The sequence below is a fragment of the Alteromonas sp. 1_MG-2023 genome, from assembly GCF_030547075.1.
Taxonomy (GTDB): Bacteria; Pseudomonadota; Gammaproteobacteria; order Enterobacterales; family Alteromonadaceae; genus Alteromonas.
The window spans coordinates 202072-223500 of record NZ_JAUOQH010000006.1 but is presented as its reverse complement, the minus strand read 5'-3'; the positions used below and the strand labels follow the sequence as shown (position 1 = coordinate 223500).

Below are 21429 nucleotides of genomic sequence, written 5' to 3'. Positions count from 1 at the left end.
AGCTAGCACTCCATGGATTCAGGTGAAGAGTCTAACAGGTTGTATTTTTTTAAATAACCACGAAGTTGATGATAAGTGAGACTAAGTTTCTCGGCAGTCTTTTTCTGATTGAACTGGCTGTCGGATAATGCTTGTTTAATCATGTCAATTTCATACTGCTGGGAGCGATCTTTCAAATCGATTGGATACTCTACAACCTCTGGTTTTGATGAAGCTAGCACTGCCTGCGACGAGTTCGCAGCCGGTTCGTTATTGTTGGCTATATGTTCTACATTGGCCGCTACTGTACTAGATGGCACTGTATTGGAAGCTGAAGTCGACTCGGCTTCAGACGTACTCGAGGTTCTGTCGTTTGTTTTAATGCGAGAGGTAGGCCTAAACAAAGATTCAAACGGGTCGAGGACAATATCGTGTACGGGTAAGTGAGGGTTATTAGTTCTGTACACTGCACGTTCAACCACGTTTTTAAGCTCACGAATATTTCCAGGCCATTCGTATTCAAGCAATGTACGTTTTGCTTTTTCGGTAAAGCCGCTGAAAAGCTCCATTTCCATCTCCCTTGCCATGCTAATAGCAAAGTTCTCGGCAAGCATCATGATATCATCACGACGCTCTCTTAAAGGGGGAATAGTAATAACATCAAAGGCGAGACGGTCGAGTAAGTCAGCACGGAACTCACCAGCGTCAGCCAAGGCGGGTAAATCTTCATTTGTAGCAGCAACTAAGCGCACATCGGTTTTAACTGTCTTATTCCCACCCACACGCTCAAACTCACCGTATTCGACTACACGTAGTAGCTTTTCTTGTATTAACCCTGAGGTGTTCGCCAATTCATCAAGAAATAAGGTGCCATTGTGGGCAATTTCGAAACGTCCTTCTCGGCGTTTTGCTGCGCCAGTAAATGCGCCAGCTTCGTAGCCAAACAACTCACTTTCCAGTAAGCTTTCGTTTAAGGCGGCGCAGTTTAGCTTGACGTAATTTTGATCCCAGCGCTTAGAAAGGAAATGCAGTCGAGCTGCTATAAGCTCTTTCCCTGTTCCGCGCTCACCAATGACTAACACGGGCTTATCTAGTGGTGCAATTTGTGAAATTTGCTCAAGCACTTCTAGAAAACTGTTCGCTTGGCCTAGCAAATTATCCTGCTGACGATACCTACTCATTAAATCCCTCAAATATTAGTCATTTCGACCAATTAATAGTGTAGAGTAAAAAAACTCGATGTTCGAGTAATATTTAAACTAAACAAATTTCTTTTAAAATTATCAAGTTATGGTATATCCAAAAACTGGCAAGCAAATTGAATAGTCTTACTACACATTTATCTTGGTACAACCAGTTCTCGATTAAGAGGTAATTATTATGGGTATCTTCTCGCGTTTCACTGACATTGTGAATTCGAATATTAATGCGCTTTTAGATAAAGCGGAAGATCCGGAAAAAATGGTCCGGTTGATTATTCAGGAAATGGAAGACACATTAGTTGAGGTGCGCTCAGCATCGGCGAAAACGTTGGCAAACAAAAAGGAAATTGTAAGCCAAATTAATAAGTATGAAACAGATGCTAACGATTGGCAGATGAAAGCGGAACTTGCACTTAGCAAAGCTCGAGATGATTTGGCCCGCGCAGCATTGCAAGAAAAAAAGAAATCAGCCGAAGCCGCTGAAACATTGACTAATGAGCTCACTGTTGTTGAAGAGCAAATTAGTAAGCTTCAAGACGAAATAGGCCAGCTTCAAGACAAGTTAGCTGATGCGAAGAGTCGTCAAAAAACGATTATTATGCGCCAGAAAACAGCCAGTTCACGTTTAGAAGTGAAACGTACGTTAGATAGCACTAAAGTAGATTCAGCCATGGGGCGCTTTGAACAGTACGAGCGTAAGATTGACGATTTAGAGTCGCAGGTAGATGCTTACGACCTAGGTAAGAAAACCTTGAATGACGAATTTGCAGAATTAGAAACGGGCGATAAGATAGACGAAGAGCTAGCTGCGCTTAAAGCAAGAATGAAAGGTGACACAAGTTCATCTTCAACATCAGAATAATAATTATAGGTAGCCTGCTTAGTAGGAGATAGAAATTTTCACTAGGCAGGCGAATCGGGGTTTATTGGAGGGATTTACGATGGATGAAAGTATCATTGCGATGTTGGTAATGCCCTTGGTCATTTTTATGATTTTTGTGGCGCCTATTTGGTTAATTTTGCATTATCGCAGCAAAAAACAAGTTAGTCAGGGATTGAGTGTGGAAGAACAAGCGTCACTTCAGTCGCTAGCGGAACAAGCTGAAAAAATGAGTGACAGAATTCAGACCCTTGAGGCTATCTTAGACAGTGAAGCCCCAGAGTGGAGGAATCGCGCATGAGAAACGGCAAGCAACTTTATCGTGATACCGACAACGCAAGAATAGCCGGTGTATGTTCAGGCATTGCCCATTACTTTGGTTTAGAAACCTGGTTGGTGCGCATTCTAGCAGTAACGGGTTTCTTCTTGTTAGCTGGGCCTTTCATGTTTGTCGCCTATATTGCAGGTTGGTTTATTCTAGATAAAAAGCCACTAGGTAATATTTCTGAAGAGCAAACTACAGTACATCAAAGTCGTGGTAAAGGCTGGAGAAATTCAAGCACCGCTGCGAGTAAAAGTGATGATCAAAAAGTAGAAGTGAAAACGAAAGTTTGGCAGGCGGGTGAGCCTCCTAAACAAGCCTTTCACGATATCCGCAATCGCTTTCAAAAATCGGAAGTTCGATTACGCAAAATGGAAACCTATGTGACTTCTCGGGAATTTGAACTTAACCGAGAAATCAGCAGACTATAGTTTTTGTAGATACAGCATTTTAGGTGTTAGCTGTAGGTCTTAGTTGAAGATCCGATGTTGAAAGTCTTATCTGTAGATCAGAGTTTGCAAACTATGGTAAATACCACTAAGCACATGTACTAGTCACTCCCCAATAAACACCAAACCGCTTTAGTAATAGAGCGGTTTTTTGTATCTAAAGCATAAAGTTACAAGTTTTTGTAAATAACTTGTTACGCATGTTTGTTACAGCGTAGTAACGCGAACACTTCCTGTTAGTATTGGTTTCATTACACTAGTTAGTAGAAGTCAGTCACTGAATATGTCGAAAGTAGTTATGGCAAAATCTAGCGTGTATCAATCAAAAACCTCCAATAGCAAAGGTGTTATAAACTGGTCCGAAGAAGAAAATCAAATATGGGCAGAGTTATACGCCAGACAAATTCCGCTACTGAAAAGCAGAGCCTGTGAACAATACATGGAAGGGTTATCGTTGCTGGCGCTGCCCGAAGACCGTATCCCCCAATTACCTGATATTGATGAAGTGTTATTGGCACAAACCGGATGGAAAACAGCTGAAGTACCTGCGCTTATCAATTTTGGAGAGTTTTTCAGGTTATTAGCTAACAAGGAATTTCCGGTAGCGACATTTATTCGCTCTAAAGAAGAGTTTGATTACCTGCAAGAGCCAGACATATTTCACGAGGTGTTTGGCCATTGCCCATTATTGACTAACCCTGCATTTGCGCACTTTACCCATACGTATGGAAAGCTAGGGTTAGCGGCCAGTAAAGACGATCGAATCTATTTGGCAAGGCTTTACTGGTTCACCATAGAGTTTGGGTTGGTGCGCAGTAATGCAAACCCAGAACAACTGGAAATATACGGTGGGGGTATCCTGTCGTCACCTGGTGAAACTGTCTATTCGTTAGATAGTAGCGAAGCAATTCGTAAGCCGCTTACTGCCATTGATGCCCTTCGTACACCTTATCGGATAGATATCATGCAACCGTTGTATTACGTGTTACCCGATTTTGATTATTTATTCGAATTGGCCAACATGGATATTATGGCGTTAGTAAATAAAGCAAAGGGACTCGGGTTGTTTCCTCCGATGTTTGATGCCAAACAAAAAGCCTAAGTTAACACTTTGTTAAAGTAGTAGGGTTAGGGTAAAACGTTTTCATAGCTAAGGCTTAGCAGATGGCTTTAAATTCAAGTCATCCGTAATAATGTTTCGTCACAATTATCTTGTTATCTTTTTGTAAAAGTGTGATAGTGTGTACATATAAGTTTACAAGAGATGTGAAGTCACACCCATGCGCTTAGAAATCAGTTGTCAGGACAGACTGGGTATTACTCAGGATGTACTGGATATCCTCGTTACCCACGAAATCGACCTCAGAGGTATTGAGATTGATGAAACGGGTAAAATCTTTCTTAATTTTCCGAATATTGAATTCGCAGATTTTCAGCATTTAATGCCTAAAATTCGCCGTATCGACGGCATTTCTGACGTTAAAACCACTCATTTTATGCCAAGCGAAAGAGAGAAGACTCAGCTTTCTGCCATATTGCGTACGCTTCCCGATCCGGTATTTTCTATTGACGCCAGAGGGCAGGTTCTATTGTGTAACGAAGCGGTAACCTCTGGGCTTGAGCAAAGCGCTAGCGAGGTTGAAGGTGTCGAAATCGGCGAAGTGGTAAAAGGTTTTAATTTCACTCGTTGGATGGATGGCAAGCTCCCCCGGGCTCAATCGTCAAAAGTAAAATTTATTCAGCAAGACTATGTGGCCGATATGCTTCCTATTACTGTGCCTGACGGTGAAAACGATATCATCATGGCCGGAGCGGTAGTCATTCTCAAATCGGAAATGCGCTTAGGGCAGCAATTTAGTGTATTCCATCAATCACCCACCGATAGCTTCGACCGATTTGCAGTTGAATCTCAAGCGATGAAGCGGGTAGTCAACGAAGCTAAACGTATTGCTGACTTAGATGCACCTGTGCTTATTTTTGGCGAAACAGGTACGGGCAAAGAAATGATAGCTCGCGCATGTCATCAATCTAGTCGACGTAGCGAAGGTGCCTTTTTAGCACTTAATTGCGCGTCGTTACCTGACAGCGTGGCTGAAACAGAGTTGTTTGGTTACGCCCAAGGCGCTTTCAATCAACCCAGTGCCAAACTAGGCCTGTTAGAGCAAGCTAGGGGCGGTACATTACTGTTAGATGAAATTGCTGACATGAGTTCGCAGCTTCAAGCAAAGCTGCTACGGGTGTTAGAAGACGGTGAATTCAGACGCGTAGGCGATGCGGAACCTGTTACAGTAAATGTTCGTTTTATTTGTACTACTTGTCGCGACTTGGGGCAATTAGTAGAAGAAGGGCATTTTCGTAAAGAATTGTACTATCGCTTAAATGTGCTGAGCTTAGTGATGCCTTCGTTAAAAGAGCGCCGACAAGATATCGTGCCATTAGCCGAATCATTTATTGCGCAACACAGTACAAAGCTAGGCCGTAGACCTGCCAAATTGAGTAAGTCTTGCGTTGATTTTCTGCAACAATACCCTTGGCCGGGCAATGTGCGTCAGCTGCAAAATGCACTATTTAGAGCCCTATCTTTGTTAGACGGAAAGGAAATTACCAAGGAAGATATTCAGCTTCCTAGTTGTGCCCCTAGTGTGACCTTTATTGATGAAAACTTTGAAGGCACTTTAGACGACGAAGTGAAAAAGTTTGAAAAAGACCTGCTGAAGCGTCTTTATCCTTCCTACCCTAGTACCCGTCAATTGGCTCGAAAGTTAGGCTTAAGCCACACAGCAATTGCGAACAAATTGCGCGAGTACGGTATTAATAAAGCATCAATAAAAATGTAGGTTGTGCTGTTTCGTAAAATTTACGTTGTCTTCCTCATCCAATAAGGGCGGTACTTCGACAGGGTACTTCGATAGAAAGTACCGCCTTCTTTGTACAACCAAGCTTACAGTCTAAATTCTTGTCTCCTTCCTGCCACTTTTCATATCAGCTTATGTGATGCATAAAGACTAGTAGACGTTTTACGCGTACAAACGCTGTTTACTAAAAGGAGTCAATTTATGAAGCTAGCCACTTATAAAAGCGATAGCCGAGACGGTCGTTTAATGTTGGTATCTAAAGACCTAACGCGGACTTGCTCAGTAGAAGATATTGCCCGCACTATGCAAGAAGCATTAGATAACTGGCAGGTAACTGCCCCCCAGTTGCACATGCGCTATCAGCAGCTTAACGATGGTGTTGTAGCCAATATTGAGTTTGATGCTAGTCGCTGTGAATCCCCTTTACCAAGAGCCTACCAATGGGCGGACGGTAGTGCGTATGTCAATCACGTCGAATTGGTGCGAAAGGCGAGGGGGGCTGAAATCCCTGAAAGCTTTTGGAGCGACCCATTAATGTACCAAGGGGGATCTGATGACTTCATTGGCCCCTGTGACGATATCATTTTGCCAAGCGACGAGTGGGGTATCGATTTTGAAGGTGAAGTCGCGGTAGTCACCGACGATGTACCCATGGCCTGCACGGATGCGCAGGCCGCCGAACGAATTCGTTTAGTCATGCTAGTCAATGATGTGTCGTTAAGAGGGCTTATTCCTGGTGAATTGACGAAAGGGTTCGGCTTCTTTCAATCGAAGCCTGCCTCTAGCTTTTCGCCTGTGGCGGTAACTCCCGATGAACTTGATGATGCTTGGCATGAGGAAAAAGTACACTTACCACTTCGTACAACCTACAACGGCACCTTGTTTGGTAAGCCTCAGGCAGGTGAAGACATGACATTTAGCTTCGCAAAGCTAGTGTCTCACGCCGCTAAAAGCCGGAATTTAGGCGCTGGAACCATCATTGGTTCTGGTACGGTATCTAATAAGCAAGGGACTGACCACGGCTCCGCTATTTCTGATGGTGGGGTAGGCTACTCGTGTATTGCTGAAGTGCGAATGATTGAAACCATCAGGGAGGGTAAACCATCCACACCCTTCATGCAGTTTGGCGATCGAATTAGGATAGAAATGCTTAATAGTAGTGGGCAAAGTATTTTTGGTGCCATTGATCAGCAGGTAAAGCCACTAAGTTGATGATACTTAGGCTCAGGCTAACAAGGCTAAGCTGAACAGGGCTGAACAGCGCTACGTAGCGGAGCACTAACATAGGCGCTTACACTCGGCGCCTCACACAGGCCTTTGCAAATTACGCTATGATTATAATAAGTAAAACTACACGCACGTAAGGCGGTTGTTTATGAGTTTAACTTTATACGGTTACTGGCGCTCTACAGCGTCTTACAGAGTAAGAATTGCACTTAATTTGAAAGGTGTAGCATACCAATATGTACCTGTACCTTTGGTGAACGAGGGAGGGCAGCAGCGCAGTGAGCAATACACCCAGCTAAACCCCGCTCAATTGGTGCCTACTTTGGTTGATGACAATGAAGATATTATTCTTAATCAATCTTTAGCTATTATCGAATACTTAGATGAACGTTTTCCTTTACCGTATCAGTTAATACCCTCGCACAAGACAGAACGAGCAAGAGTGAGGGCATTAGCACAAGATATTGCATGTGACACCCAACCTTTAAGTAACCTGCGTGTACTCAATCAATTGAAAAGTAAATATGGTGCCGAACAAGATAGTGTGAATAAATGGGCCGCGCATTGGATAACGCTAAGCTTCGATGCGATTGAAAAGCGGTTACAAACCCAAGCGGGTAAGTACTGCTTTGACTTTGATGTAACTATGGCCGACTTGTGCCTAGTGCCCCAAGTTTATAACGCCCATCGTTTTAATGTAGATATGACAGCATATCCGCTCATCCAAAAAATAGCAGACAACTGCAATGCATTACCTGCATTTGAAAAAGCGCTGCCTGAGAACCAAGTTGATAGTGTGGCCTAGTCGCTATATCTGTTAAAGGATGGGGTTGCCTAAAGCGCTGCCCCTTTTAACAAAGCATAGGCTCCAGTTAGCCAATCAGAAGAGCCACTCCCCTAAAAAACGCTTCAATGACATGCTAACTGGTGAGTTATTGGCGCTTGATCGGTAGCTCGGTCGTGTTCTTTACTTGTTTTAGTGCGAAGGTAGAACTCACGTGGTCTACCAAAGGAAGGTGAGTGAGTTTAGTTTTTAATAAAAACTCATACTCTTCAATACTTTCCACAATCACTTTCAGCAAATAGTCTTTTTCACCGCTGGTGGTATGGCACTCTACTATTTCATCAATACTCTGCACCGCAGTTTCAAAATCGGTGAGGGAATCGCCATCGTGATTTTTAAGCGTGACGTAAATAAATACCGATACGCCAAGGTTGAGTTTTTTACTATTTAAAAGAGTGACTTTACCAATAATAATACCATCGGCTTCCATTCGCTTTACACGCCGCCAACATGGCGTATGGGAAAGCCCAACCTTCTGGCTTAACTCTGCCATTGAGACTGTGGCATCTTGTTGAAGTACTCGTAAAATTTCACGATCGAATTTATCTAATTTCATTGAACGCAGCTTCCGTCGTTTTTATGATGTTTATTATATAGAAAAATAGTTGCTAGGATAGATATCCTAGAAAAATAGTATTCATACTTAGTGTATTTCACTTTACGAAGGCCCACCATCAAGTTAGCAAGGCTTGTCCTCTGGTGGTTGGGCTACACTTGGGCAAAATCCATCACATTATTAATTAGGGAAAGTATGTCGGTTTTCGATCACATTGAATTTGATAATCACGAGCATGTCGCTTTTTATCACGATAAAGAAGCAGGGCTTAGTGCCATTATTGCCATTCATAATACAAACCTAGGCCCAGCATTAGGTGGTTGTAGAATGTGGCCCTATGTGAGCAGTGCAGAAGCACTTACCGACGTACTTCGCCTTTCGAAAGGAATGACCTATAAAGCCGCGATGGCCAACATCGCGTTAGGCGGTGGCAAGTCGGTTATTATTGGCGACCCACGTAAACAAAAGTCACCGGCTATGATGGAAGCCATGGGTAAATTTGTAAATTCATTGGGCGGCAAATATTTTACTGCAGAAGACTCGGGCATATCTGTTACCGATTTACAAACCATGGCCACTCAGTCTGATTATATCGCTGGGGTAAACGCGCAATATCATTATGCGGACGAACAGCCAGACGGTAACCCTGCTCCCTCAACAGCCTACGGTGTATTTGTGGGGTTAAAAGCAAGCGTAGAGCATGGTTTAAATCGTAGCTTAGAAGGCGTAAGCGTAGCAATTCAAGGTATGGGGCATGTTGGGTATCGATTAGCGTCACACCTACATCAAGCCGGTGCAAAGCTTTACGTTGCTGATATATTCCCAGAAGGCGTAGATAAAGCGGTGGCTGAATTAGGTGCCACTGCAGTAGCACCTGAAGATATTTTAGGGCTAGATGTTGATGTTTTAGCACCTTGTGCTCTAGGCGCCGCTATAAACGACCAAACCTTGCCTATGATAAAAGCCAAAGTGATTGCTGGTGCTGCGAACAATCAACTCGCTCGTGAAGAAATTGGCGACATGCTAGTAGAGCGCGGTATTTTGTACGCGCCTGACTATGTGATTAACGCCGGTGGTATTATCGATATTTTTCATCAGCGCATGGAAAAGAGTACGAATGCAGCGCTACGTAAGCATATTGAAGACATTGGCACGACGTTAAAAGAGATATATACCCGTGCTGATGCCCAAAAAGCAGCCACAAATCGTGTTGCAAACATCATTGCTGAAGAGAGATTTTCGTTAAAGGGTTGAAAGTTATCGGGCAAGTAGTCATAATGCGCCCCGCGCTTAAGACTGCTGACGCCTGTTAGTATTTTTATTCGCTTTCTATGGTGGGCTTTTGGTCCTCCCGCAATGATACTCTGTGAATCCGGTCAGGCCTGGAAGGGAGCAGCCGCAGCAGACGACTCATGTGCCGGGATGTGGCTGGGGGCCCGCCACCCAATTCCCCTCTAATTTCCATTAAGCCGTTTTATAACAAAGCGAACCTTTGTAAAACTAAGCGTTTAAAATAGCTCTTCAAAATAGCCCTTAAAAGTGACTTACTTATAGCAAAGCCTTTAAAAGCTAACCCCTTAAACGCATCTTCCACGAAGCTGTTTTCTAGCGTTTTACTATCAAAGATAGCTACTCCAAAGATAGCTACTCCAAAGATAGCTACTTCAAAAATAGCTATTTCATATATAGCCACACATTAAGCCGGTATTTTCGAAACGTTAGTCTGCTTTCTCATTGGTTGGCGATTTATCATTGCCATCTAGGTATTTTATCGCATTGTCGACAGCGTAAGTTACGTTCATTTCCATTTGGTTTCGTTCACTTTGTGGAAGATAAAAAGCCATATCGACTTCGTAACGAATGTAGCGCGGCGGAACTTGATTAAGCGCCAAACAACATAAGTCGGCTAAATAATCAGGGCTTTTACTGTTATCTAGCCCTAATTCGGTAACGCGCTCTAATACCAAGTGTTCATAATAATTATGAATATCGTCATCAAGCTTCATATCAATACCTTAATTTGTATGCCCTAATTTAATAATTACTCTTTATTTTTTATAAGTATGCATATTGTTCAAGTTGTTAATACATACCCCTAGATAATTTATAGCCTGTATTTTGTCGATGTCGAGTTAGCGGTGTTAGTATTTCTATCTATGCATAACGACGATGAGAATATTTGGCATGAAAAAGAATATAGAACCCTGCTATTACGGCGATTATTTGGCGTTAGATAAAGTACTTGGCGCGCAAAAACTTCAAAGTACTAAATACGGTGAGCCAGCTCACGAGGAAATGCTATTTATCATAGTGCACCAAGTATATGAATTGTGGTTTAAGCAACTGTTACATGAGCTGAATGCGGTAATCGACACATTTAACCAAGTATCTGTAAAAGATCAGCAGTTAACTTCGGTAGTGCATAGACTGCACAGAGTTATTCAAATACAAAAATTAATGAATGATCAAATAGGTATTATGGAAACCATGACACCGCAGCAATTTCTCGCTTTCAGAGATTACCTCGTTCCCGCCTCAGGCTTTCAAAGTATTCAATTCAAACAGCTTGAAATTTCATTGGGCCTTAAAAGAGAGTTTCGCATCGATTTTGATAAGCAAAGTTTTTATAACCGGTTGAGTGACGATGATCGAAGCTTACTTGAAGCGTTAGAAGACAAACCAAGCTTGTTCGAATTAGTCGATAAATGGTTAGCGCGAATGCCACTACTTAAAACGAATGATTTTCATTTTTGGGAGTATTATCGAAGAGCAACAGATGAAATGCTCAACGACGACAAAGAAATCATAATGAAAAATGCATTTCTATCAGAGCTAGAACAACGGCAAGAGCTTAAAGATTGGCAATCGACTAGAGAAAGCTTTGATGGGCTATTTAACCATGCAACGTATGAAGATTTGCGCAGTCAAGGCAAGTTTCGGCTATCTCATGAAGCGTTATTGTCAGCATTATTTATAAAACAATATGCTGAAGAGCCTGTTTTCAATTTACCGTTTCAGCTTATTACCGCACTCACCGAAATAGATGAACAGCTTACATTATGGCGTTATAGACATGCCATGATGGTTCAACGAATGCTAGGAACAAAAATAGGTACGGGAGGCTCATCTGGCCATCATTATTTGAAGAAAACAACCGAGTCAAACAGGGTGTTTGTCGATTTTTTCAACATGGCTACGTTCCTTTTACCAAAAAGTTCACTTCCTGAATTACCTGAACCAGTAAAACGTAGTTTGGGTTTCTATTTACAATAGAAGAAAAAAACAACATTTTACTATTTGCGACGAATGCAATTCGTCGCAAACCCACCAATAATCGCAAATCTGCCCCAAGCCTTGCTGCATCTGAACTTTCAATGGATTTTGAAAGTTCTGCCAAATGTCATTTAACGTAAGTATTGTGTAAATGCTTGAACCAAGTACCTTCCTGTGTCAATTATCCTTTCGGATTTTTTGAAAATCTGTATAAAAATCAATCGTTTAGATTTTCTTTGTGCTGTGTTAAGCAAAAGTTAAGACTAACGAAAACACACATTCCAGGGAGTTATACATGCTTCATTATAAAAGAAGTGCAGCGGCGTTTGCTGTAGCACTCAGTCTTGGTGTTGCGACACCAGTGTTTGCGAACGACACAAATGGTTTTATTCAAGGTAGCACTGTAGAAATTAGCGGTGCGGAAATTAGTGGTGTTACTGTAACAATCACTAATATTGATACTGGTTTGGTTCGTACAGTCCAAACTGACGAGGGTGGCGATTTTCGTTTCCCACTTCTACCTGCCGGTATCTACAAGGTTGTTGCTGAAAAAGACGGTTTCCGCAACACAATCCAAGAATCAGTAAAAGTTGGTATTAGTGGTAAAACCAACCTAAACATGAAACTTGCCAGTGATGATGTTGAACGAATCGAAGTAACAGGTTCAACAATTGCTATGGTAGACGTAACAAGTTCTAGCACGGGCATCGTGGTAGACACCGTTACACTAGATAGAGTTCCAGTGCCTCGTAATTTAACGTCAGTTGCATTATTAGCACCAGGTACAACCCAAGGTGACTCAGCGTTTGGTGACCTTCCTTCAATTGGTGGTGCATCTGTTGGTGAGAACGGTTACTACATTAATGGTTTAAATATTACTAACTTCAGAACGGGTGTTGGTTCAAGTGAGCCACCTTTCGACATGTACGAAACCTTTGAAGTTAAAACTGGTGGTTACTCGGCGGAATACGGCCGTATAACTGGCGGTGTTATTAACGCTAAAACTAAAAGTGGTAGCAACGAATTTAAAGCTGGCGTAAATGTTTACTGGGAGCCTGATGCACTTCGTGAGCAGAAGAACTCTTACAGAAGAACAACTAATGGCACTTACCGCATTGATAATACCGGCGATGAAAAAGACTCGTGGGATGCAAACGTGTGGGCAAGTGGCGCGCTAATTGAAGACAAATTATTCTTCTATGCGTTGTTTAACCCGCGCTCTGTAGAAGAGAATTACGTTGGTGAACAGCAGATAAACAGTGATGGCCTAGTTCAAAATGGCTTTACAGAAACCGATGAAGATGCGTTCTGGGTAGCAAAAGTTGATTGGTATGCAACTGAAAATAACATATTGGAAGTAACAGTATTTTCAGATGAGCGTTCAACTGAAATCCAAACATTTGATTCAACTGATGGCGTTTTTACCAAAGACTCGAGAGTTGGTTACGAAGATGAAGGTGGCCTGAACTACACAGCTAAATGGACGAGTATCATCACTGATGATTTCTCGATCTCAGCTCAGTACGGCGTGAACAAGCAAGATCGTACCGTTCGTAGTGAGTTAGATGCTAATCCAGTAGCATACTTTACTTACGATAGTACTGGTGCTTTTGTTCCAACAAGCACGTGGGCTGGTTTTACTGTTGAGCAGGGTGACGATAAACGTGAAGTTATTCGCATCGATGCTGACTGGTATATTGGCGACCACTCAATTCGCTTCGGTTACGACTACGAAAACTTAACAGCAAGTAGTTACACCATTAACTCAGGTGGCGCATACTATCTTTATTACGTAAATGATGACGATCCTGCAAACGAAGAAATCTACCAAGTGCGTCATAGAGATTATGAAGTTGGTGGTGATTTCGATTCAGAAAATATTGCTTTCTACGTGCAAGACCAATGGCAGGTTACTGATAACCTAGTGATTAATGCGGGTATTCGTAACGACTCTTTTGAAAACTTCAACGCGGACGGCGAAACTTTCGTAAAACTTGATAACCTTTGGGCACTTCGATTAGGTGCTGTATGGGATGTTCGGGGCGATGGTGAGACAAAAGCATGGGCAAGTTTTGGCCGTTACTACCTTCCAGTAGCCGCTAACACTAATATTCGTTTGGCTGGTGCAGAGACTTACACTCAAGAATACTATGAGTTTGACGGATACGCTGATGAGTCTTTATTCATTCCTAATCTTACGGGTGATAAAACGCAGCCTGACGATGTTTTCGCTAACGGTGAAGCAAAGTCACCTGCTGAGCTAGTGGATCAAAATATTGACGCAATGTACTCAGATGAATTTATTGCTGGTTATCAGTTCCAATTGAACGACGAGTGGAGCATGGCAATTCAAGGTACTTACCGTGAATTGGCAACTACTGTTGAAGATATGGCTATTGATGCAGCGGTAATCGAATGGGCTGCGGCAAATGGCTACGGTGACGTTTCTGATATTTGGGGTGGTTTCCATCAATATGTTTTAACTAACCCGAATATTGATATGCGCGTTGGTACCACTGAATTGCCCGGAGCTAATGGCGAATTAGTTTATATGGATTTGTCAGCCGAAGACTTAGGCTACCCAGACTCAATACGTAAATATGCTGCCGTTGACTTTACATTCCAACGTGCTTGGGATGGCGTTTGGATGTTCAACGCTGCTTATACATGGTCGCACAACTGGGGTAATAACGAGGGATATGTTCGTTCGGATAACGGACAGGACGATGCCGGTCTAACAACATTGTTCGACCAACCTGGATTATTAGATGGCGCTTACGGTGACCTTCCACAAGATCGTCGTCACCAAGTGAAAATGTACGGTGCCTATGCGGTTACTGAAGACCTAACCTTAGGTGCAAACCTACAGTTTTGGACTGGTAGACCAATTAACGCATTTGGTTACCACCCTACAGATACATTTGCGCAAGCATACGATTCTGAATCTTTCTACGCAGGTGGTGAACTTTCACCTCGTGGTTCACGCGGTCGCACGAGTAGCTACTACTCAATTGATATTTCAGCATCTTACAATATTGATATTGGTGAAGATCAAACATTGGTTGTTCGTGCAGACGTATTCAACGTACTGAACAACGATAAAGTGACTGAAGTTTACGAGATCTATGACAGTGAATTGTCGGAAGATCCATTAAACCCAGATGTGGATCCTAACTATGGAACGCCTACCGCATGGCAAACTCCTCGTTATGTTCGCTTTAGTGTGAACTACACATTTTAAGATCTGATGCTAGGGAAGTGCGACTTATCGCACTTCCTTGGCAGTTTGTCTTGGAGTGATTAAAAACTAACCGCTGCAAGGCCTCGCAACGTAATGTATATGTAAAATGTAAGTAAATATTTACGAAAAAAGGAAAAATATCCGAAAAAAATTGAACTTTTAATTATTACGCTCCTGATCTCAGTTGACCGTTTCCTCTTGTTGTGTTTATTATCTTAGTGAGGCTTTGACCTTACTAATAATAATTCGTTATAAACGATTTTAGAAATACTCACTAAACAAGCTTTAGTGGTCCAGGGAGACAACACATGTTTACAAATTCTAAACTGGCTAAGTCAGTTAAGCTCGCCTGCGCGTTTGGCGCTCTATCAGCTACCATGCTTTCTTCTGCATCTGTTGTTGCGCAAGAAGAAGAGGAAGCTGCAGGTGAAACGATCGAGAAAATTTCCGTAACAGGTTCGCGAATCAAAAGAACATCATTAGAATCGGCTAGCCCAGTTCTAACTATCGATGCGCAAGTTATTCAATCTACGGGTTTCACTCGTATTGAAGACGTAATGAATACCCTTCCTCAAATCGAAGCTGCGCAAACTGCGTTCCAAGCTAACGGCGCTTCTGGTGTTGCTAACCTTGACCTTCGTGGTTTGGGTGCTAACCGTACGCTAGTATTGGTTAACGGTCGTCGTCTACAGCCAGGCGGTGTTTACAGCCAAGCTGGTGATGTAAACCAAATCCCAACTTCTTTAGTTAAACGTGTTGACGTACTTACAGGTGGTGCTTCTACTACTTACGGTGCTGACGCGGTAGCGGGTGTAGTTAACTTCGTAATGGATACTGACTTCACAGGTTTTGAAATTCAAGCCGGTGCAGCAGGTTATCAACATAATAACGATAATGGTTATATCCAAGGCTTGATGGACGAGGCTGGCTTCGATTACCCAGATGGAAGCAACGGCATTGGCGGTGAGTCTTACAACATCAGCGTTACTGCTGGTGGTGATTTCGACGGCGGTAAAGGTCATGCAACCGTTTACGGTACATGGCGTCGTAACAACGAAATGCTTCAAGGTGAGCGCGATTACTCATCATGTGCACTAAACACAACAGCTACATCTTGTGGTGGTTCATCAACTGCTGTACTTCCTAACTCTTTCTTCTACCCAGTAGTTGACGGTGCGGTAGATTACTCAAATGAGTTATTCTGGAGCTTGAACGATGATGGTTCATTCTCTCCATATGATGGTTCTAACCTTTATAACTACGCGCCTATCAACCACTTCATGCGTCCTAACGAGCGTTTCTCTTTAGGTGCATTTGTTGATTATGACATCAATGACGATACTAGCGCATACTTAGAAATGAACTATATGAACGACAGAACGGCGGGTCAAATCGCTGAATCTGGTACGTTCTACGGCGCTGAATACTTATTTGATTACAACAACCCAATTTTATCTGACTCTCAATTATCCCAAATTCAAACTGCGTTTGGTCAAACTGATGCAGACCAATTTGTGGCTTATATTGGTAAGCGTAATGTAGAAGGCGGCCCACGTGCTGATAACCTTGAACATAACTCTTTCCGTATGGTTGCGGGTGTTGAAGGTATTCTTAACGACAACTGGTCGTACGATGTTAGCTACATGTACTCTTCTACTAGCTCATCATCAGCTTACATCAACGATTTATTCTTACCTTCAATTTCTCCAACTGTTGGCGAAGTGGGTACAGAATGTACAGATGAATGCTTACTTTACCAAGTTTACACGCCAGGTGGTGTAACTGCAGAACAGGCTGCACAGCTTTCTGGTACTGCTGTCTTAACGGGTAACACATCACTAATCATTTATAACGGTTTCGTTACTGGTGAGTTTGATTTTGGTCTTCCAAGTGCATCTGCTCCAGTTGCTGCAGTGTTCGGTTTAGAGCGTAGAGAAACCGATTTCGAACGTGTTTCTGACTCTGTTTACCAAGACGGTTCACTTGTTGGTCAAGGTGGTCCTACTGAGAGCCTTACTGGTTCATTCAACGTAAATGAATTCTTTACAGAAGTGAGTGTTCCTCTTATTGATGACGCGCCTGGTTTTGAAAACCTAACCGTTGACTTAGCACTTCGTCTTTCTGATTATGATACTTCAGGTAACGCGACCACTTATAAAGTAGCTGCTGACTGGTCTATCACTGAAGACTACAAATTGCGTGCAAGCTTTAACCGTGCAATTCGTGCTCCAAACATCAGTGAACTTTTCGCTTCACAAAGTGTAGGCCTGTGGGGTGGTATTGATGGTTGTGCAAACCAACCTGATACAGGTGTTCCTTTGTACACTGAAGCACAGTGTGCGCTTACTGGCGTAACTGCTGCTCAATACGGTGCAATCACTGCTAACCCTGCTGACCAGTACAATGATTTCTCTGGTGGTAACCCAAATCTAGAGCCTGAAGAAGCTGATACGTTTACTGTTGGTGTTGTAGCTACACCGTTTGAAAACTTCGAAGTTGCAATTGATTACTGGTCAATTGAAATGGAAAAAGTTATCGGTACAGTTGGTTCACAAACGATTCTTGACTTGTGTGCAACTCGTGGTGAGTTCTGTGACAACATAGAACGTAGTGCTGCAGGTAGCTTATGGATTAGCCAAGATGCATTCATCACTGACTTATCTGATAACGTTGGTGGTCGTGAGTGGGCTGGTATCGATGTTGATATGGCTTACAGCTATGACGTTGGTCCAGGTACATTAAAAACTAACTTCGTTGGTTCTTACAATCTAGACAAAACTTACAAGCCGTTACTTTCAGATTCATCGCTTGATTATGATTGTTCTGGAACAGTAAGTGCAGTATGTTTTGCTCAGCCTAAATGGCGTCACACGTTGACAGCTAACTATAGCCTAGACGATTGGACTGCAATCGCTCGCTGGAGATACTACGGCGATGTTGATATCACAGGTACAGAAGGAGAAATAGCTTCATATTCTTTCTTTGACTTAAGTGGTAACTACATTGTTAATGAACACGTATCGCTTAGCGTAGGTGTGAACAACATTCTTGATAAAGAGCCACCATTGGTTGGTAGTGCTATTGCAACAAACGCTAACACTGTTGCTGGTTTCTACGACACACTTGGTCGTTACTTATTCACTAATGTTAAGGTATCTTTCTAAGTCTAGACTTATGAAATACTTTTATTAGTTAAAAAAAAGCCAGCTTCTAGCTGGCTTTTTTATTCTTGATGCTAACTGCAATTTAAGATAAAAAACATAACGCAGTCATTAGTGCTAATAGTGAAAATAAATTTGGTATGAAGCTTTGAATACCCTTGAAAGCATTTATCGACTTGTCGGTGAAGCAAAATACAATGAAGCGCTCGACGGCGCATTACTGCTGGCTAAGCATATTCCAACCGATACTAATCTACTTCGTGTAATTAGTTTTTGCCAAGTTAAACTAGGGCTGTTTGATACCGCAATTGAAGGGTTAGCGTCTGCTATTAATAGTGGGTACGCAAACAATGAAGTGTATATCAGTTTAGCGTTTGCTTATGCTGCTAACGGGCAATTAACTGAAGCGCAGCGGTGTATTTATAAAAATATTAACTGCCAACACCTCACGCCCACGTCACAAGGCGAAATATTAAATTTTCTGCTTAGTTATCGTATCAAGAAAGCATTGGTTAAATATCTACTTCACGTACTCATTGCCCCCATCAATATACCGTTATTGAAGGTTCAATTGACTGTAGCGAAGCAATACGGCCTTTATGAATTCGTGTTACGTTACTCCGATCAATTACTATCTGTAGAAGCCTCAGCAAATACAGAAATTGATAAAGCGATAGCGCTGCGATACGTCAATAGACCGAAAGAAGCCCTTGTAATATTGAAAAAATTAACGACTAAAATCTCTCATTATGCGGTTCAACACAACTTGGGAAATGCATACTCAGATATCGGCGATTTTAACAATGCAGTGAAGGCTTATAAGAGTGCTATAACGCTAAATGCTAAGTATGTAGAAAGTCATGTGAACCTGTCACGAATATTGTGGGAAATGGGGAATACGGATACGTATTTGGACTCTTTTTCTACCTTATTAACTCAATCGCCTATCGATGATGCGGTCGTATTAGCTTACGTGAACTTACTTTTAGAAGGGAAGCAGTTTGCTAAGGCAGAAACCTTCTTAAAAGCCAGAATAGGGAAGAGTAATAAGAGTGAACTGCTAAGCTTACTCTTAAGCAAGTGCCTTCGTTTGAACAAGCGCGGGGAACAAGCAACGTCATTGTTAGATGCGAGACATACATGGATAACAGATAACCCAGCAGTACAAATGGAACGGTTAGAATTAGCCTTATCTACTGGTGATATAAGCTACGCAAAAAAGATAATAAATAGCCTGTATGAAATAGACGAATATCATCAAATAGCGAGAGCGAATCAGTATGTTATAGATAGATTGGAAAACGTTTCTGCACCACTAGATTTACTCGTTGGGCGGTTTGATTTAGCCATAGATGCTAGCCAATTAAAGCAGCTTCAAAACGAGTTAATACACATGCATGGCAGTGTGCATCAACCTATTAATCAAACCGTACAATCAGGCAAACAAACTCGCGGCAATCTATTTCCCGCAAATACGCAAAATCTTAAATTTGTTGAAAGCAAAATACTAACTTGCGTGAAGCAGTATGTGCACGCTAATAAGGGAGGGATATTTTCATATCTTCATATTGATGAGGAGCCTGAGCTTTACCAAACACCCGAATTTGCAGGTTCATGGTCCATTCTAATAAAAGAGGCAGGAGGGTTTCATTCAAGCCATTATCATTCAAAAGCCCAGGTTAGTGGGGTACTTTATATAAAGTTACCTAACGTACAAATAGGCAATGAAGCAGGTAATGCAATAACCTCTGTACTAGAGAGTAAACCAGAGAATAGACCAGGCAATAACCCAGACAACCATGAAGACAATAGCCAGGCTGCATGTTTACACTTTGGCCAAGTAGATAAACCCCCATTTGTAAAACTGCCATCAGAACTGATTGTTGAGCCAAAAGAAGGAACTCTGGTGTTGTTCCCCTCACATGTATGGCATGGAACCGTGCCAACAGCGTCAAATGAAAAGCGGCTAACCATAGCATTCGACATCACTTTCTAACCTATTTTTAAGTTACATGTTGGCGTGGCGGTAGGCAATTTACGGGCTAAAAATAGGCTTTTTTTACCAATTGGTGAAAATTTAATTTCCTATTTTAAATACTAAATTGAATTAATCTTAATCGTTAATAAGGTGTATCAATGGGCGGGGGATAAACCCTTGCACAAATATGGTGCGCCACCTTGCAATCTTTTGGAACTTAGCGGTGAATTCGGGTGTATAAAAGGGATAAAAAGCGCCTAACAGAAGTGCTAGAAAATAAAAAAAAACAGCTATAATGAAGTGCTTTTATTTCTCATTATGATTTAAATCTGAGCCAATTCGTTATCAGAATCCTAAAATCTGCACAAAACCGCGACAATAGCCCCAAGATTTATTTTTAAATTAAAATACTTAACGCACAAAATCGCGAATATTTTGTGCGTTGGAATGATTTCTGCAGGTGAATTTGAACGTATAATAATCAGATGGCAAAAATCTATCTGGTGTAAACAGAGTGTTACTTGACTCAGTGCTGTAATCCGTGTGAGTATAATAAGTTCGTAGTGCTGGAAGCTAAGGTCCGTGCTACATTCCTAAAACATATAAGTGAAAGTTTTATACGCCCCTTGCCCGAACTGTTTTCCTTTATCGGCGAGGATTCAAATAAGAAATTTGGTTGGGAACTATGTCCAAAATGAGCAAGAGAACTCTTATTGCTTCTACTGTTATCGGTGCCTTCGCACTAACAGGTAGCGCAGTCTCTGCAGATACGCTTGATGACCTTCATAAAGAAGAAGCGAAAATCCACGCGGCTGCAGCGAAATCTCAAGAAAAAATCAACACTTTGTTTGAACAGTCTCAAGAGCTACTGGTTGAGTATCGTCAGACAGTAGATGAGACAGAAAACCTCAAAATCTACAACGACTACATTGCGAGTCTTGTAGCAGATCAACAACGTGGAATTGACTCTTTGCAACGTCAGATTGACAGCATCGAGCAAACTAAGCAGGGCATCGTTCCTCTTATGTTCCGCATGATTGATAGTCTTGAGAAATTCATCAAACTTGACCGTCCTATTCACTTAGATGAGCGTTTAGAGCGTGTTCAACGTCTACGTGATGTTATGTCTAACTCTAACGTAACTGTTTCAGAACAGTTCCGCCAAGTAATCGAAGCATACTTGGTTGAAGTTGAGTACGGCACTAAGATTAACTCTTACCAAGGTACTATCGATAGCAACGGCACTGAAGTGACTGTTGACTTCTTTAACCTAGGTCGTACTGCACTAATCGCATTATCACTAGACCAAGAGAACGCTTGGGCATGGAATAATGAGAGCCGCGCATGGGAGCAACTTGGAGACGAGTACCTGTCTTCTGTAATTGAAGCAGTTAAAATGGCCAATGGCGTCGTTCCTGCGGATCTGATCAAACTACCAATTAGTGCAGCGGAGTAATTGTTA

Annotated in this window: 17 protein-coding genes and 1 other RNA gene; 14 read left to right on the top strand and 4 right to left on the bottom strand. The window is 42.1% G+C overall.

Translation table 11 applies throughout. The features are described from left to right. Nucleotides 1–2: 2 nt before the first annotated feature. On the bottom strand, nucleotides 3–1160 hold the full coding sequence (gene pspF / locus Q4561_RS09045; protein ID WP_303459383.1) for a phage shock protein operon transcriptional activator: 1158 nt from the start codon (nucleotides 1158–1160) through the stop codon (nucleotides 3–5). A gap of 199 nt (nucleotides 1161–1359) precedes the next feature. Between pspF and pspA the strand changes: the two genes are divergently transcribed. The 7 genes from pspA (at nucleotide 1360) to maiA (ending at nucleotide 7719) form a co-directional block, all read left to right on the top strand. Beyond that, nucleotides 1360–2043, top strand: a complete 684-nt coding sequence (gene pspA / locus Q4561_RS09040; protein WP_303459381.1) for a phage shock protein PspA — start codon at nucleotides 1360–1362, stop codon at nucleotides 2041–2043. A gap of 79 nt (nucleotides 2044–2122) precedes the next feature. Continuing rightward, nucleotides 2123–2362: an envelope stress response membrane protein PspB gene (gene pspB / locus Q4561_RS09035; RefSeq protein ID WP_303459380.1), complete on the top strand. Its 240-nt coding sequence runs from the start codon at nucleotides 2123–2125 to the stop codon at nucleotides 2360–2362. Then, nucleotides 2359–2814, top strand: coding sequence for an envelope stress response membrane protein PspC (pspC, locus tag Q4561_RS09030; RefSeq protein ID WP_303459379.1), 456 nt, complete (start codon nucleotides 2359–2361; stop codon nucleotides 2812–2814). Before pspB ends, pspC begins: the two co-directional genes overlap by 4 nt. A 316-nt stretch (nucleotides 2815–3130) precedes the next feature. After that, a complete protein-coding gene (phhA, locus tag Q4561_RS09025; RefSeq protein WP_303459423.1) occupies nucleotides 3131–3934 on the top strand; it encodes a phenylalanine 4-monooxygenase in 804 nt (267 codons plus the stop codon). A 178-nt stretch (nucleotides 3935–4112) separates the two neighbouring features. Beyond that, nucleotides 4113–5669 carry a transcriptional regulator TyrR gene (tyrR, locus tag Q4561_RS09020; protein ID WP_303459377.1) on the top strand — a complete coding sequence of 519 codons (1557 nt, stop codon included), beginning with the start codon at nucleotides 4113–4115 and terminating at the stop codon, nucleotides 5667–5669. Between the two features lie 219 nt (nucleotides 5670–5888). Next, a complete protein-coding gene (locus Q4561_RS09015) occupies nucleotides 5889–6899 on the top strand; it encodes a fumarylacetoacetate hydrolase family protein (protein ID WP_303459375.1) in 1011 nt (336 codons plus the stop codon). A 163-nt stretch (nucleotides 6900–7062) separates the two neighbouring features. Continuing rightward, nucleotides 7063–7719: a maleylacetoacetate isomerase gene (maiA, locus tag Q4561_RS09010; protein ID WP_303459374.1), complete on the top strand. Its 657-nt coding sequence runs from the start codon at nucleotides 7063–7065 to the stop codon at nucleotides 7717–7719. A gap of 127 nt (nucleotides 7720–7846) precedes the next feature. On the opposite strand, the gene Q4561_RS09005 is transcribed toward maiA, so the two are convergent. Further along, on the bottom strand, nucleotides 7847–8314 hold the full coding sequence (locus tag Q4561_RS09005; RefSeq protein ID WP_303459372.1) for an Lrp/AsnC family transcriptional regulator: 468 nt from the start codon (nucleotides 8312–8314) through the stop codon (nucleotides 7847–7849). A gap of 195 nt (nucleotides 8315–8509) precedes the next feature. Between Q4561_RS09005 and Q4561_RS09000 the strand changes: the two genes are divergently transcribed. Together Q4561_RS09000 and ffs are read left to right on the top strand one after the other, a co-directional pair. Then, a complete protein-coding gene (locus Q4561_RS09000; protein ID WP_303459370.1) occupies nucleotides 8510–9568 on the top strand; it encodes a Glu/Leu/Phe/Val dehydrogenase dimerization domain-containing protein in 1059 nt (352 codons plus the stop codon). 86 nt (nucleotides 9569–9654) lie between these two features. Further along, an RNA gene (ffs, locus tag Q4561_RS08995) (signal recognition particle sRNA small type) lies at nucleotides 9655–9751 on the top strand. 37 nt (nucleotides 9752–9788) lie between these two features. On the opposite strand, the gene Q4561_RS08990 is transcribed toward ffs, so the two are convergent. Next, nucleotides 9789–10007, bottom strand: a complete 219-nt coding sequence (locus Q4561_RS08990) for a hypothetical protein (protein WP_303459368.1) — start codon at nucleotides 10005–10007, stop codon at nucleotides 9789–9791. A gap of 25 nt (nucleotides 10008–10032) precedes the next feature. Beyond that, a complete protein-coding gene (locus Q4561_RS08985; protein WP_303459367.1) occupies nucleotides 10033–10320 on the bottom strand; it encodes a late competence development ComFB family protein in 288 nt (95 codons plus the stop codon). Nucleotides 10321–10498: 178 nt separating this feature from the next. Here Q4561_RS08985 and Q4561_RS08980 point away from each other — a divergent pair, with 178 nt between their 5' ends. The 5 genes from Q4561_RS08980 (at nucleotide 10499) to Q4561_RS08960 (ending at nucleotide 21423) form a co-directional block, all read left to right on the top strand. Further along, nucleotides 10499–11587: a tryptophan 2,3-dioxygenase family protein gene (locus tag Q4561_RS08980; RefSeq protein ID WP_303459366.1), complete on the top strand. Its 1089-nt coding sequence runs from the start codon at nucleotides 10499–10501 to the stop codon at nucleotides 11585–11587. A 295-nt stretch (nucleotides 11588–11882) separates the two neighbouring features. Continuing rightward, nucleotides 11883–14828 (top strand): carboxypeptidase regulatory-like domain-containing protein, encoded by a 2946-nt coding sequence (locus tag Q4561_RS08975; RefSeq protein WP_303459364.1) that lies wholly within the window; start codon nucleotides 11883–11885, stop codon nucleotides 14826–14828. A gap of 308 nt (nucleotides 14829–15136) precedes the next feature. After that, on the top strand, nucleotides 15137–17992 hold the full coding sequence (locus Q4561_RS08970; protein WP_303459362.1) for a TonB-dependent receptor: 2856 nt from the start codon (nucleotides 15137–15139) through the stop codon (nucleotides 17990–17992). 145 nt (nucleotides 17993–18137) lie between these two features. Further along, entirely contained in the window at nucleotides 18138–19985 is a 1848-nt protein-coding gene (locus Q4561_RS08965; RefSeq protein WP_303459361.1) for a putative 2OG-Fe(II) oxygenase, read from the top strand. A gap of 676 nt (nucleotides 19986–20661) precedes the next feature. Continuing rightward, complete coding sequence (locus Q4561_RS08960) at nucleotides 20662–21423, top strand: DUF3450 domain-containing protein (RefSeq protein WP_303459358.1); 762 nt, start codon at nucleotides 20662–20664, stop codon at nucleotides 21421–21423. The last annotated feature ends 6 nt before the right edge of the window (nucleotides 21424–21429 follow it).